The 12568-nt window shown below is 72.9% G+C and carries 12 protein-coding genes; 5 read left to right on the top strand and 7 right to left on the bottom strand.

Annotation, left to right across the window (positions count from 1 at the left end; all coding sequences use genetic code 11):
- Window positions 1-523: 523 nt before the first annotated feature.
- The 3 genes from RIF68_RS11585 to RIF68_RS11575 all read left to right on the top strand — a co-directional run bounded on the left by RIF68_RS11585 (window position 524) and on the right by RIF68_RS11575 (window position 5328).
- Window positions 524-3943, top strand: coding sequence for an RHS repeat-associated core domain-containing protein (locus tag RIF68_RS11585; protein ID WP_309051102.1), 3420 nt, complete (start codon window positions 524-526; stop codon window positions 3941-3943).
- A gap of 331 nt (window positions 3944-4274) precedes the next feature.
- Complete coding sequence (locus tag RIF68_RS11580; protein ID WP_309051101.1) at window positions 4275-4430, top strand: hypothetical protein; 156 nt, start codon at window positions 4275-4277, stop codon at window positions 4428-4430.
- A gap of 166 nt (window positions 4431-4596) precedes the next feature.
- Window positions 4597-5328 (top strand): alpha/beta fold hydrolase, encoded by a 732-nt coding sequence (locus tag RIF68_RS11575; RefSeq protein ID WP_309051100.1) that lies wholly within the window; start codon window positions 4597-4599, stop codon window positions 5326-5328.
- Window positions 5329-5444: 116 nt separating this feature from the next.
- On the opposite strand, the gene RIF68_RS11570 is transcribed toward RIF68_RS11575, so the two are convergent.
- A complete protein-coding gene (locus RIF68_RS11570) occupies window positions 5445-6194 on the bottom strand; it encodes a ZIP family zinc transporter (protein ID WP_309051099.1) in 750 nt (249 codons plus the stop codon).
- Window positions 6195-6400: 206 nt separating this feature from the next.
- Here RIF68_RS11570 and RIF68_RS11565 point away from each other — a divergent pair, with 206 nt between their 5' ends.
- Together RIF68_RS11565 and RIF68_RS11560 are read left to right on the top strand one after the other, a co-directional pair.
- Entirely contained in the window at window positions 6401-6775 is a 375-nt protein-coding gene (locus tag RIF68_RS11565; RefSeq protein WP_309051098.1) for a PRC-barrel domain containing protein, read from the top strand.
- Between the two features lie 44 nt (window positions 6776-6819).
- Window positions 6820-7242, top strand: coding sequence for a hypothetical protein (locus RIF68_RS11560; RefSeq protein ID WP_309051097.1), 423 nt, complete (start codon window positions 6820-6822; stop codon window positions 7240-7242).
- 56 nt (window positions 7243-7298) lie between these two features.
- On the opposite strand, the gene RIF68_RS11555 is transcribed toward RIF68_RS11560, so the two are convergent.
- The 6 genes from RIF68_RS11555 to RIF68_RS11530 form a co-directional block, all read right to left on the bottom strand.
- Window positions 7299-7880 (bottom strand): hypothetical protein, encoded by a 582-nt coding sequence (locus tag RIF68_RS11555; RefSeq protein ID WP_309051096.1) that lies wholly within the window; start codon window positions 7878-7880, stop codon window positions 7299-7301.
- A 726-nt stretch (window positions 7881-8606) separates the two neighbouring features.
- Window positions 8607-9689 carry a hypothetical protein gene (locus tag RIF68_RS11550; protein ID WP_309051095.1) on the bottom strand — a complete coding sequence of 361 codons (1083 nt, stop codon included), beginning with the start codon at window positions 9687-9689 and terminating at the stop codon, window positions 8607-8609.
- Window positions 9690-9831: 142 nt separating this feature from the next.
- Window positions 9832-10320: a hypothetical protein gene (locus RIF68_RS11545; RefSeq protein ID WP_309051094.1), complete on the bottom strand. Its 489-nt coding sequence runs from the start codon at window positions 10318-10320 to the stop codon at window positions 9832-9834.
- A complete protein-coding gene (locus tag RIF68_RS11540; RefSeq protein WP_309051093.1) occupies window positions 10317-10604 on the bottom strand; it encodes a DUF2264 domain-containing protein in 288 nt (95 codons plus the stop codon). The genes RIF68_RS11545 and RIF68_RS11540 overlap by 4 nt, the downstream gene beginning before the upstream one ends.
- Before the next feature lie 15 nt (window positions 10605-10619).
- Entirely contained in the window at window positions 10620-10898 is a 279-nt protein-coding gene (locus RIF68_RS11535) for a hypothetical protein (RefSeq protein ID WP_309051092.1), read from the bottom strand.
- A gap of 23 nt (window positions 10899-10921) precedes the next feature.
- On the bottom strand, window positions 10922-12568 hold a 1647-nt coding region (locus RIF68_RS11530; RefSeq protein ID WP_309051091.1), incomplete at its 5' end, for a polysaccharide lyase family 8 super-sandwich domain-containing protein.

Below are 12568 nucleotides of genomic sequence, written 5' to 3'. Positions count from 1 at the left end.
GGCGGCCCCCCCGCGACGTAAGGAAAGGCCCGGAGGAGCGGACACCGGGCTCAAGCCCGGAGCGGGGCGGGAAGCGGCTGTCCGCCCGGAGGAGCGGTCCTGCCGATGAGTTCGCCGTCCACCCAGCCGATCCCGGCCCGGTGACACCACCCGCGTCGGCCCTCGCCGCCCAAGAGGGGCATGGCCGCGCGAGGACGGCGCCGGGCACGGGGAGACGTACCACGAGCCGTTCCGTGACGGTCCCCTGCGCGTGCCCCGCTCCGGGCGGCGTCCGCACGCGGACGACACAGGTCGATTTCCCGTCACGTTGATCCTCGGGCGCGCGGCCCGTGTCGGAAGGCAGACGTTTCCGTCCCGCAGGTGCGGAAGAGAGAAGGAGTGGCGCAACTTCGGCCGGTTCTCGCCCGTGTGTGCGAGGGAATGGGGGGCAGGCCCCGGCCGGCCGGAGTGACGCTGTGGCAGCGTGTGCGGCTCCAGTGGCCGTTGGGGCCGCTGTGACATCTCTTCTCGTGGGGGGAAGTGCATGACTTCGCGTGCTTCCGGCACGCCTTCTCGGCGTGCCCGGACGACGGCAAGACATTCCCTGGCCGCGGCGGTCGCGGTCCTCGCACTGGGCGCGTCGTCGCTGCCGGCCCTCGCCGCCACTCCCGTGGCGGATCCGGGCACCGGCTCGGTGTGGGGCAGGAAGGCGGCGCCGCTGGAGGTTCCGCCCGTGAAGGTGGGATCGACGAAGCCGGTGGCCAACCAGGCCGAGGCGGCGCCCTCGAAGGAGGAAGCCGCGTGGCGTGCGGCGCAGAGGGAGCGCGTCCGCGGCGCGGCGAAGGCTCCCGCGAGGGAGCGGAGTGCGACGGCGGCCCCTGCCACGGACGCCGGTGCGCTCACCTATGTGCCCAAGGGGCAGGGGGCGGTTCCCTGGCACCAGATGTCGGAGTTCCGCGTCACCGACTCCCTGGTCGCGCGGATCAACCTGTCCAACGGCAACCTGATGCTCGCCGCGACCGACTTCGAAGTGGCGGGCGTGGGGCAGAAGTTGCGCCTGGCCCGTACGTACAACTCGTTCCAGGGGCCCTACGGCAAGGTCTCGGACCGCTGGTGGCAGGAGTACGAACGCTACCTGCGGTTCTTCACCAACTCGGTCGTCGTCCACGACGCGACGGGTGACTCGCTGTCCTTCACCAAGAACGCCGACGGCACCTTCACCACGCCCCAGGGGTACTCGAAGGACCTGCGGGAGAACGCGGACGGCACCTACACCCTGACCGACCGCAAGTCCGGCTCGAAGGACACCTACGACGTCCACGGGACACTGACGAAGGTCACCGACCGCAACAAGGGCACGATCACGGTCGACCAGCACGACGAGACCGGCGAGCACAAGGGCTTCAGACTGACCGAGTCCCGCTCGGGCCGCTGGGTCGACCTGCTCAAGACGTACCCGAACCAGTGGCAGGCCAAGGACCACACCGGCCGCACCGCCGTCTTCGACCTCGACGGCGGCGGCAACCTCTCGCGCACCACGGACACCGAGGGCAAGACGACCACCTACGCCTTCGACGCCGACGGGAGGATCTCCAAGGTCACGACCCCCGAGGGCCGGGTGACCGTCTTCACCTACGACGCCCAGAACCGGGTCACCTCCATGCTGAGGGCGACGCAGACCGGCGCCTCCGGTCACACCGGTCCCACCTACACCTACGCCTACACCGGCACCTATCCCTTCGAGGCGGGGACGACCACCGTCACCGACCCCGAACAGCACACCACGAAGTACGAGCACGACAGTGAGGGCAGGGTCGGGAAGGTGGTCGACCACCTCCAGCGCACCCGGTCCCGCACCTACGACGCCAACAACAACGTGCAGACCGCGACGGACGCGATGGGCGTCGGCGGCACCGGCGGCAACGTGACCACGTACGGCTGGGACACCCGCAACAACCTCACCTCGGCGAAGCTGCCCACCGGTGCCACGTCGGCCCTGAGCGGCTACCGGACGCTGTCCGGCGCGGACCTTCCCGGCAGCCTGACCACGGCCGACGGGGAGAAGACGGACTACACCTACGACGCGGCCGGCAACACCACGTCGGTCGCCGTGACGGGCACCGGCGGCGGGACGCAGTCCTTCGACCACAATCCCGCCACCCCCACCTGCGGCGGCTTCGAGGGCCAGCGCTGCAAGGTCACGACGAAGATGTCGTCGACGAAGTCGGTCTCCACCTCCTTCACGTACGACACGAAGGGCAACCTGATCAGGGTCACTCCCCCGGCCCCGCTCGGTGTGACGACGTACACCTACGACGACCTGGGGCGGCCCGCCACCGTCAAGGACGGCCGAGGGGTCACCACCCTCTACACCTACGACCACCGCGACCGGATCGTGAAGGTCGACACCTCCGGCTACGCCACCGTCACCTACTCCTACGACGGAGACGGAAACCTCACCCAGCGCTCGGACGGCACCGGCGTCATCACCTACGCCTTCGACCCGCTGTCCCGCGAGACCGTCCGGACCCTGCAGAACGGCTCCCAGACCCGCCTCACCTACACCCCGGCGGGCAATGTCGACACGTACGAGGACCCGGCCGGCCTGACCGACTACACCTGGAACGAGGTCAACAAGCTCACGCAGCTCAAGGACCCGACCGGGAAGGTCACCACGTACACGTACAACAGCAACGACGTCCGCACGAGGACGACGTACCCCGGGGGGACCGTCCAGGAGGTCACGCCCGACAAGTCGAACCGTCCGGAGAGGGTCCGGGCGACGTCACCGAAGGGCACGCTGGTCGACCTCGCCTACACCTACGGCTACGACCACGACGCCAGCACCACCACCCCCCTCAAGGACGGCGGGAAGATCCGCACCCGCACGGACGCGGTCGCGGGGATGAAGACGACGTACACCTATGACGGCGCGGGCCGGTTCTCCTACGCGAAGGAGGAGAAGGGCACCGCCCTCAACTCGTCCTGGCAGTACTGCTACGACCTGGCCGGCAACCTCACCTCCCAGGGCGTCGACCCCGGTTGCCCCCGCGGCACCACCTACACGGTCAACGACGCCCAGCAGATCACGGCGAAGAACGGCGCCACCGCGAACTGGTCGTACGACAGGGTCGGCAACGAGACCGCCGGCGCCTCCACCCCCGAGGGCACCCGCACCGCCGTGTCCTGGTCCGACCACTCGCAGATGACCTCGGTCACGGTCGGGGGCAGGACGTACGCCGGCCAGTACGGCTCGACCGACCAGAGCGAGCGGATCAAGCTGGGCGACACGTTCTTCCACAACGGGCCGCTCGGCCTCTCCGCGAAGAGCACCGGCGGCGTCGACACGGGATTCAACCGTGAACCCGGGGGCACCCTGAACTCCATGACGACCGGCGGCAAGAGCTACTACTACCTCACCGACGCGCTCGGTTCGGTCGTGGCGCTCGCCGACGAGGCCGGCACGAAGGTCAACACGTACTCCTACAGCCCCCGCGGTGTCCAGCGCGCCGGAACCTCCGAACAGGTCCCACAGCCCTACCAGTTCGCCGGCGGCTACCACGACGCCACCGGCCTCTACCACTTCGCCGCCCGCTACTACGACCCCCACATCGGCCGCTTCACCCAGCCCGACCCCTCGGGCCAGGAGAAGAACCCCTACCTCTACGCCGAAGGCGACCCCGTCAACCGGATCGACCCGAACGGGCTCAACGCGGTATCGAACCTGCTGCTGGCCAAGGACCTGCTCGAGCTGGGGACCGATGCCTGGAGCGGGGACGGGAAGGCGTTGGAGGGCGACCTGGTGGGAACTGTCGCGAGCCTCGGGACCGAGACGGCCTGCATGTTCGGCGCCGGGCTCGCCGGAGCGGCGACCGCCGGGGTCGGCGGCGCGATCGTCGCCGGCGGCTGCGCCGTGGTCGGGTCCTACGTGGGTGACAAGGCGAAGGACGCGTACGTGAGTTGACACGCGGCCCGGGCCCGCCGGCGAGGAGCCGCCGGGCCCGGGCCGAGCACCCGGAAAGCGAGCGATCATGGAGGCATCGGTGAGTGAACAGGCCGCCATCTGGTTCCCGAGCGGCACAGCGGGCACGGTCCTGCTGGTCGTGGCCGTTCTCGCGATCCTGGCGGGCATCGCCATGGGACGGTCCAGGAAACGCCGGTAGTCGGGCGGACCGCCGGACGGGTGGATGGCCGCCGGCGGCCGGCGGCTCGGCCCGGCATCCTGACGGAAGGGTGCCGGGCCACCGGCGTGCCCGGCCGCCGGCGCGCGCCACTGCGGCATGAGGACGGTGCCGATGACGTGGACGGTCGCGTTCGTGGTGGACACGTCACCGCGGACCGCCTTCGCGGCGTCGTCGACGGTGGGCACGGGTGGGTCCGAAGGGCTGGTCATGGCCGTCACCCCGCCGCCGGCGGGCACGTGGCCCGCCACCCGCCGCCGCTCCCGATGAGGCTGCCCGCCCGAACCGGCCCGGCCACGGCCGGCGCGTGGCGCGGAGAGGGCCGCACCCTCGACGGCGCGCGGTCGGGTACGCCGAGCGGACGGCGCGCGGCAGCGGCTTCCCGCCGGCGCCACCCCGGTGACGGCCCGCCGGTGCGGGTCCGAGAGGCTGAGGCATGTCTCCGACACGAAAAGCACAGGGACCGCGCACGGCCCCCGCCCTGCGTCCCGTCCGGGACCACCGCCCGCCGCGGCGGGCACGGGCCGGGGTCCTGATCCTCCACGGCGGCCGGGCGGAGGCCCTGGAGCCACCGCCCGTCCTCGACGCGCCTGCCCTGCGCATGCGGCCCTTCGCCCGGGCCATCGCGCGGGCCACCGCCCACGACGACGTCCTCGTCGCCCACGTCCGCTACGGGCACCGGGGCTGGAACGGTCACCAGGCGCACCCCGTCGCGGACGCCCACCGCGCCCTGGCGGAGCTGCGGGAGCTGACCGGCCCCGTGCCCGTGGTCCTCGTCGGCCACTCCATGGGAGCACGGGCGGCGCTGCGCGCGGCATCGGCCCCGCACGTGGCCGGGGTCGTGGCGCTCGCCCCCTGGTGCCCTCCGGGGGAACCGGTCGCCCACCTGCGAGGCCGCACCGTCTGCGCCCTCCACGACGAGGCCGACCGGGTCACTTCCGCCGCGAGCACGTGGGCCTACCTCACCCGCGCCCAGGTGGCCGGTGCACGGGTGAAGGGGCTGCGCATGCCCCACGGCGGACACGCCATGATCCGCCAGGCCCACCACTGGCACCGCCTCACCGCGGCGATCACGGCGGCCCTCCTGGGCATCGCGCCGTTCCCCGCCCCTCTCGCGGGGGACGCGGACTGGGACGGCAGCCCCGCCGGGCCGGACACCACCGGGTGAGGTCACGACGGCCGAAGCCGCCGCGGCGGAGGGACGAGCGGGCCGCGCCGGGGTGGTGAGCGGGTACGGGTCGGGGCCGGCGCCCCGGGTTGCTCCCGCGCAGGCGGCCCCCGCCCCTACAGGTGCGCGAGGGCGAACGCCGACAGGAACCCCAGAACGGTGATCAGGCCCGTCATGAGGTGCACCCTGCCGTACGCCTCGGGAATCATCGTGTCCGCGATCATCGCGAGGATCGCCCCGCCGGCCACCGCCGTGATCACCGCCATCACCGCCGGGGAAGCCCCGCCGAGGAGCGCGTACCCCGCCAGCGCCGCCAGACCGCTGATGACCGCGATGCTCCCCCACAGGGCGAAGACGTACCCGCGGCTGCGCCCGGCCGCGCGCATGCCGCCGGCGCTGGCCAGGCCCTCGGGCAGGTTGCTGATGAACACCGCACCCACCGTGGCCACCCCGAGGTGCCCGCCGCCCAGCAGGCTGGTGCCGATCACCACGGACTCCGGGACGCCGTCCAGCAGGGCCCCGAGCGCGATGGCGTTGCCCGACCCGGGCGCCTCGCTCTCGCTCGGCTGCCGCCGGCCGGAGCGCTTGCGGTGCCGCGCCCCGCGCCGGGCCAGCAGGGCGTTCGCCCCCGAGTACACGACCGCTCCGCCGACCGCGCCGGCCACCACCGGAGCCATGCCGGCCCGTTCGTACGCCTCGGCGATCAGCTCGAACGAGACCGCCGCCATCAGCACTCCGCTGCCGAACGCCATCACCAGCGCGATCAAGCGGGGTGGAACCCGTACGAACGATCCGGCGGCGGCGCCCACCAGCAGCGCCGCTCCCGCGAACAGGCCCCATCCCCCCGCAGTCAGTGCTCCCGCCACAACCGCCTCGTTCCACGCCGACGACACATGTCCCCCACGTGTACCCGCCGCACCGCCACCCGAGACCGGCATGCGGCAGCGGACTCGGGCGGCGTACCCGGGTGGTCGTACGGGTGTGGGTCCCCGGGGGCCGGGGCAGGCGGTCCTCCTGGGATGGCGGCGGGAAACGCCGCCGCACCGCTCGACCGGAACGAAGGAGTATCCGCATGACGGAGAACGCGTGGGCCTATGGGGCGTCGGCCGGCTATCCGGTGGGCACGAACCTCGCCGGATGGCGGGTCGAGGCGACCGACGGGCACATCGGCAAGGTCGACAAGCACTCGGAAGACGTCGGTGACGCCTACCTGGTCGTCGACACCGGCGTATGGATCTTCGGCAAGGAGGTGCTGCTCCCGGCGAGCACGGTGACCCGTGTCGAGGTGGAGGAGCGCACGGTCCACGTGGGTCTGACCAAGGAACAGATCAAGAACGCTCCGGAGTTCCATTCCGACAAGCACCTCACGGACCGCCAGTACCGGGAGGAGATCGTCCTGTACTACCGGGAAGGCGGACCGTTCGGCGGCGGGCCGAGCCCCGTCTGACCGCCGCCGGCCGCCCCGCCCCCGTCGACACGGAAGGAACCGTCGTGAACGAGCCCGGCTCCGAGCCCTCCTCCCCCGGCGGGGCCGTCGCGCCGCCGGTCGATGCCCACCTGGAGCTCCTGCTGCGTCTGGTGGCCGTGCGCCGGGAGGCCAGCATGGCGATCTGCCTGACCACGCCGGGCGGCGTGGTGGGTGGTCACCTGGTGGGCCCCCAGGCCTGGGCCGACCGGTGGGAGGAGGTCGTGTCCGAGGCGATCGGCCGGCAGGAGCGGTCCGAGCTGCTGGCGCAGCTGCCGCACACCGTCCAGGCGGCCCTGCGGCAGACCACCGGAGACGACGGTGGTCTCCAGCCCTTCGTCCACCTGGTGGACGTCACCTTCATGTCCGTGCCCGGGACACCGACGACGCCCGTGTGGCGCGGGCGGGTCAGCGACATCTGCGGCTGGTCCCTCGGCGCCCCGTCCTGAGTCCGTGCGGCACGCGGCGGCCCGGCCTCGCGGGCGGGGCCGCGGACCGGCGCAGCTCAGCGGGGCCGGCCGCCCGCCCCGCCTGTCGGCGGGGCGGGCTTCGGCACACCCGGTGAGGCCGACGAGCCGGCCGTGGCCGCGTCCTCGACCAGGGCGTACGGCACGGCCGTCGGCGCCCTGCCCGGCTCCATCCGGTCGACGACCCGGGCGACCGCGTCGTAGACGCGACGGGCCAGCGGCTCGTCCGCACGGTCCCGGTCCATCCCGCCGTGGGCGTCGTAGTCGAGTTTGCGGAGGTACGCGACCAGCTGGGGTCCGGTCAGGGTCACCTCGACCAGCCCCTTCCTGCCCAGCTCGCCCTTCAGCCCGCGCGGCTCCACGTCCCCGAAGGTTTCATCGTCCAGATCGTCCCGGCCGCTGAGCCGGGTCCGGTCCCACACGTCCTGAGTGAGGGCGATGTGGAACCGGGCGACCCGGGCCGCCTTGTCCAACCGGTCGGCGTGCCGGGGCGGGGACTGCGTACCGAGGTCACCGCACCCCGACGCGGCGGGGAAAGCGGCGAGGACGGCGAGCACGGCGGCGGCCGAGCGGAGCCGGCGGGACGGTTGGGAGCGGCGGGAGCGGCGGATGGCGATCACCCGGCGATCGTGGCGAGATACGGCCCTCGGCGCGGGGCCTTCTCCTCCCGGTCACCGGAACGAGTGGACGGCTACGCCTCCCGTCGGTGAGACCCGCCGGTCTCGGTGCGTTTCCGCTCCCCCTCGATCCGGAAGATGCCGAAGCCGGTGAGGACGACCCTGTCGTGGCGGCCCGTCAAGACGTTCAACTGCTCGGGTCCGGGTCCTGCTGTCCCCCCTGCAACGTCATGGCCCCCATCGTGCCCATCGGCTCCCGGGCGCGGCGCGTCACCCGGCTCCGTCCAGTGGCCCGGGGAGACGGGCCGGCGACCCCGGGGCGGGGGACGGCGCGCAAGGTCCGCCGCACACGCCCTACGGAAGGACCTGCTCGATGTGGTGGTCGGGGAGACGTTCGGCGGCTTCCGGGGTGCGGTAGCCGAGAGCGACGTCGACGCCGAGGCTGGTGGCGAGGGACAGCAGATGTCGGCGTCGGCACGTTCCTCGCGGCGCGGCTTGCCGCCCCGCTCCTGGCCTCTACCAGGCGCTCGGCATGGCGCTGCTCGTCATGGCTGGATTTCATGGCCCCGCAACGCCGCCGCCACGCTCCCTGATCCCACCGCGCGGAGCGACCCCGGACCCCCGCCCATCCCTGACGCCCACGGCCGCAGGCCTCGGCCGGGCCGCCGTCGCACCCGCCGTACGGGCACGGCTCCGGGCGAGGCGGCGCCGAGCTGAACCGACCCAGCCTTAGAAAAGCCCCTGGTACCGGGGCCGGCGGTTGTGGAGGCCGTGGAGAACGTCACGCAGCCAGGGGTTCTGTGCCTCCGGCTGCCGGGCGAGGGTCCGTGTGAAGATCGACCCGTCGGGACGGAAGATCCCGTTCGGGCGCAGAGGCAGTGGCTCGTCGCGCAGGACGTCCCAGGCCAGACGGCCGCTCGCCGGCAGGGGCAGCGGCGGGGGCTCGCCGAAGGCGAGGCACATCCACACGGCGGCGGCCAGCGGCACGACGACCGGTCGGCCGTCCCGCACCCCCGTCGGCCCCCACGCCTCACCGGTCTGCGGGTGCCGCGGTACGAGGACGAGGTCCGCAGACCCGTCCGGCGCGGGCAGTCCGGGTCCCGCGAGCGCCATTCGTTTCGCGCGTCCTCCCGGGACCCTCGGCAGCAGCCCGTCCAGCGTGTGCCGGAACACCTCCGCCACCCGGCCCTCCGGCACGTCCACGGGTTGGCCCTGCGAGGCCGCCACCACGCGGGCCAGGGCCGCGCCGACCGCCGCCTCCCAGACCGGACTCCAGTACCCGAGCCCGTCCGTGGGCGGGACGATGTGGCGCTCGGCGAGCAGCGCCTCCCACGTGAGCGGCTCCCGCGGCGGTCCGGCTGCAACACGGCGTACCGCGCGCGGCTCCAGCCACACCGCCTGCCAGAGAGAGCAGTCGTCGATGCGGGTGGCGACCAGGGCACCGCAGGCCAGGCACGCCAGGTTCGGGCCGTCGGCACCGTTGATGCCGCAGCAGGACCCCTCGCCGCGCCGCTCGGGGACCAGGACCGTGCCCCACGCGTCGCCCGGGGCGATGAGCACCGCCCCGGAAGGACCGTATGGAATCCCCCAGACCGGCGCGTACCAGCCCAGCGCCTCAGCCTCCCCTTCCGGAAGGTCCTCCCAACGGCGCCACGGCGGCCCGGACGGCAGCGGGTCGACGGCGAAGGTGCCCTCGTCCATGAGGACCGGCATCGACACGCCGTTGCCGTAGCCCTGGTGGGCGTGGTCGGGAAACTCGACCCTGTGCAGGCGAGCGGTCAACTCCGCCTCGCATCCCGCACAGACGAACACGAACAATCGTCCTCCCATCCCTGGAACCGGCCTCTTCCCGATCCGGGGCGCGGCAACCCGTCGCGGGCCATGTGGGCGGCCCCGGCCTCGCACGCCGTGCACTGCGTCCACGCCAGGCTGAGGCCGGTCTTCGCCGTTTTCTTCAAGCCGGTACAACGAGCGGCCCTCCCCGGAGCGCCGCTCGTTCGTCCCGGACGAAACCAGAGTCTCTCACCAGGCATTCCGTCAGGTACGCGGGGTGGAGGAACGTCGTTCCCCGAGCGGCGCATACGCGGCTCCGGCCGGGGATGCCCTGTCGGGCCGAGCCGATCCCGCCGCGGTCGACTGCGCGGTCTGCGGCACTCCGATGCCTCCCCTGCTCACCGTCGACAAAAGGGAGTGCGACGGCGGCTCGAAAAGCCGGCTTCCGGTCGAGGACCGTGACGCGGCCGACGACCCGGCCGTGACGGACCCGGTCGGCGTCTACCTCGGCCGCGGGCTGAAGCGCGTCCACACCTGCCCCGTCGACGCGACACACCTTCGCCAGGACTTCAGCCGCGCGACGCTTCGTTCGGCTGGTGCTGTGCCGCCGACAGGGCTCCGGCCCGTGGCACACGATCTCACTGGTGATCCCGTCGGCGTCGGCGCTCACGGCGAGCCGTCCTGGGCGAACAGCGGTTGCTGCCATCGCCAGGCCAGGTTGCGCTCCACGAGTCCCCGCGCCACCGGCCAGTCCCCGGCCCGCAGCCCGGCCGCGGCCGGCACGGGGAAGAAGCGCCGGCCGTTCTCGTGCGGGCGCGCGAGCGCGGCGGCCGACAGCCAGTCGCCCGGCCGCTCCCGCTGTCCTGCGGTCAGGGGCTCCCCCAGCCGTCCCGGTGCCTCCGCCAGGGAGTGGCCCACCGCCGCCGCCTCGACCAGACGCTGGTCCCGGTCCATCGGCGGGCCGCTGGATCAGGCGGGATCGGGGTCGATCGCGACGACCGGCGCCGAACGGACCTCGTCCCATGGGGTTTTCGCGCCGGCCGGCCCGCCGACGGCCTGGGCAGCCAGCCCCCACAGCGGGCGGGCGACCAGCTCGAACGAGGTGGCGCCCGGACCGTTGCACCCACCGCGCACAGGCTGCCGCCCGGGACCGAGCGCGGTCGGCCGGATGGCCGGTGTGTCGATCGCGACGAGTGCCTGTGCCCAGGCGTCCCGGCCGACCGGCGCGGGACCGTGCGGTTGATCCACGGTCGGCACCACTCCCCGGCCTGTCAGTCGGTGACGATCTGGAGGAACGGCTGACGGGTGGCGCTCGCACGGCTGTTGAACTGGACGGCGAGCCCACTGACCGGCTGGGCGAGGGCCACGGTCGCGATGCCGTCTCCGGCGTACTGGTTCTTCACGTGCGCGGTGACATCGAGCGGCACCCAGTCGTTGACGGCACCGATCGGGCGGGAGGACAGGGGGGTACCCAGAGCAGGCTGGTCGTTCCAGGTCAGGCCGGTTTCGGTCCAGCCGTCTCCGCTGACGGAGTACGCGCTCACGGTCGACTGGGTGCCGCCGCTGTCGGCGGTCCTGCCGTAGACCCAGAGCACCGCGCGCCTCGGGGCGCCGGGCAGGCCGGAGACGTCGAACTTCAGGAACGAACGCCGGGCGAATCCGCTTGCGGCGTTCTTGACCACCAGCATCGTGTCCGACCCGTAGGTGGCAGCCGCGTAGGACCCGTCGCGGACGTAGGCGTCGGCGGTCGGACCCACCGAGCGCGCGCGTCCGGCCGTGACCGGGGAGCCCGTGCCGAAGGTGATGGTCCGGGACGCTCCCTGGCTGCCTCCCACCTCGACCACCAGCGTGAGGGGGGCGAGGCCGGTCACCCCGACCTCGGCGTCACCGTTCGCCTTGGTGAAGCCGGAGCGGTCGATCGTCACGGTGACCGTGGCGGAGGTCTGGGTGGGGTCGGCGACACTGACGCCGAGCGTGCCGCCGCTCTCCCGCATCAGCACCGAGCACGGCCCGGAGACCGTGATCGGACCGGCGGCGCCCGCGGTGAAGAAGTTGGCGGCCGTCACCCCGGTGGCACTGTCCGTGACGGCCTGCGCGGCCGCGTTGTTGGCAAGGACGCGGACGGTCGGGCTCGCGGCGCGTGCCGCGGTCGTCGTGGCAGTGGCGCCGGGCAGGAGGACGTACGCGTAGGAGCCGCCGCTCGGGTCGGTCCCGTGATCGAACCAGAGGGTGACGTAGCGTCGGGTCAGCGAGCTGCCGGCGGAGCCGGTGTTGATGTCGTGCCAGGATCCCGTACGTGCCTCCCTCAGCGCCTTGACCGTGGCGCCGCCCGGGAACACATATCCACCGAAGCCCTTGAGCACGGCCCACGAGGCACCGGTGAAGGTGCCCGACCAGCCCAAGGTGGTCGGCTGGTCGGCCCCGTCCACAGTGAGGGCCGCTGTGCCGGTGGCCCCGAGGTTGCGGCTGTCGATCGTGCTCTCCACCGCGTACCCGTCGCTCGCCGTGATCCCGGCTCCCAGACAGACCACCTGGTCGGCCAGGCAGAACCACGACTTCTTGACCGCCAGCGTCGAGGCGAGGCCCCGGGTGTCCTGGCCGACGGCGGAGTACGTGCCGTCGGTCGCACCGCCCACCCATACGGCACCGGCGGGTGCCGGCCTGCCGAAGGAACCTCCCTGAGCGTCCGCGAGCGGCTTGCGGGACACGGTGGTCCCGGGCAGCCGGTAGGGGTCGACGGTCGGCCAGAACGCGTCGGAGTACTGCCCGTTGCCGTACGTGTCGCCCCACCAGTACGTCATCCCCGAACCGGTGTGCCAGCCGCGCAGGTTCTCACCGTTGCCGGTCTCGTAGAACGTGGTCCTGGCCGAGCACATCGCCACCGCGAACGCCCACCCGGGCCTGCGGTGGGTGGCCCG

Origin of the sequence: Streptomyces sp., from assembly GCF_031178505.1 — a bacterium.
GTDB lineage: Bacteria > Actinomycetota > Actinomycetes > Streptomycetales > Streptomycetaceae > Streptomyces > Streptomyces gulbargensis.
The sequence above is the reverse complement of the archived record's forward strand: the minus strand, read 5'-3'. Positions and strand labels throughout refer to the sequence as shown.

Bases quoted from the DNA above. Each gene is read 5' to 3' on its own strand.
- RIF68_RS11585 (WP_309051102.1), top strand. From the start codon at position 524: ATGACTTCGCGTGCTTCCGGCACGCCTTCTCGGCGTGCCCGGACGACG.
- RIF68_RS11580 (WP_309051101.1), top strand. From the start codon at position 4,275: ATGACGTGGACGGTCGCGTTCGTGGTGGACACGTCACCGCGGACCGCC.
- RIF68_RS11575 (WP_309051100.1), top strand. From the start codon at position 4,597: ATGTCTCCGACACGAAAAGCACAGGGACCGCGCACGGCCCCCGCCCTG.
- RIF68_RS11565 (WP_309051098.1), top strand. From the start codon at position 6,401: ATGACGGAGAACGCGTGGGCCTATGGGGCGTCGGCCGGCTATCCGGTG.
- RIF68_RS11540 (WP_309051093.1), bottom strand. From the start codon at position 10,604: ATGGACCGGGACCAGCGTCTGGTCGAGGCGGCGGCGGTGGGCCACTCC.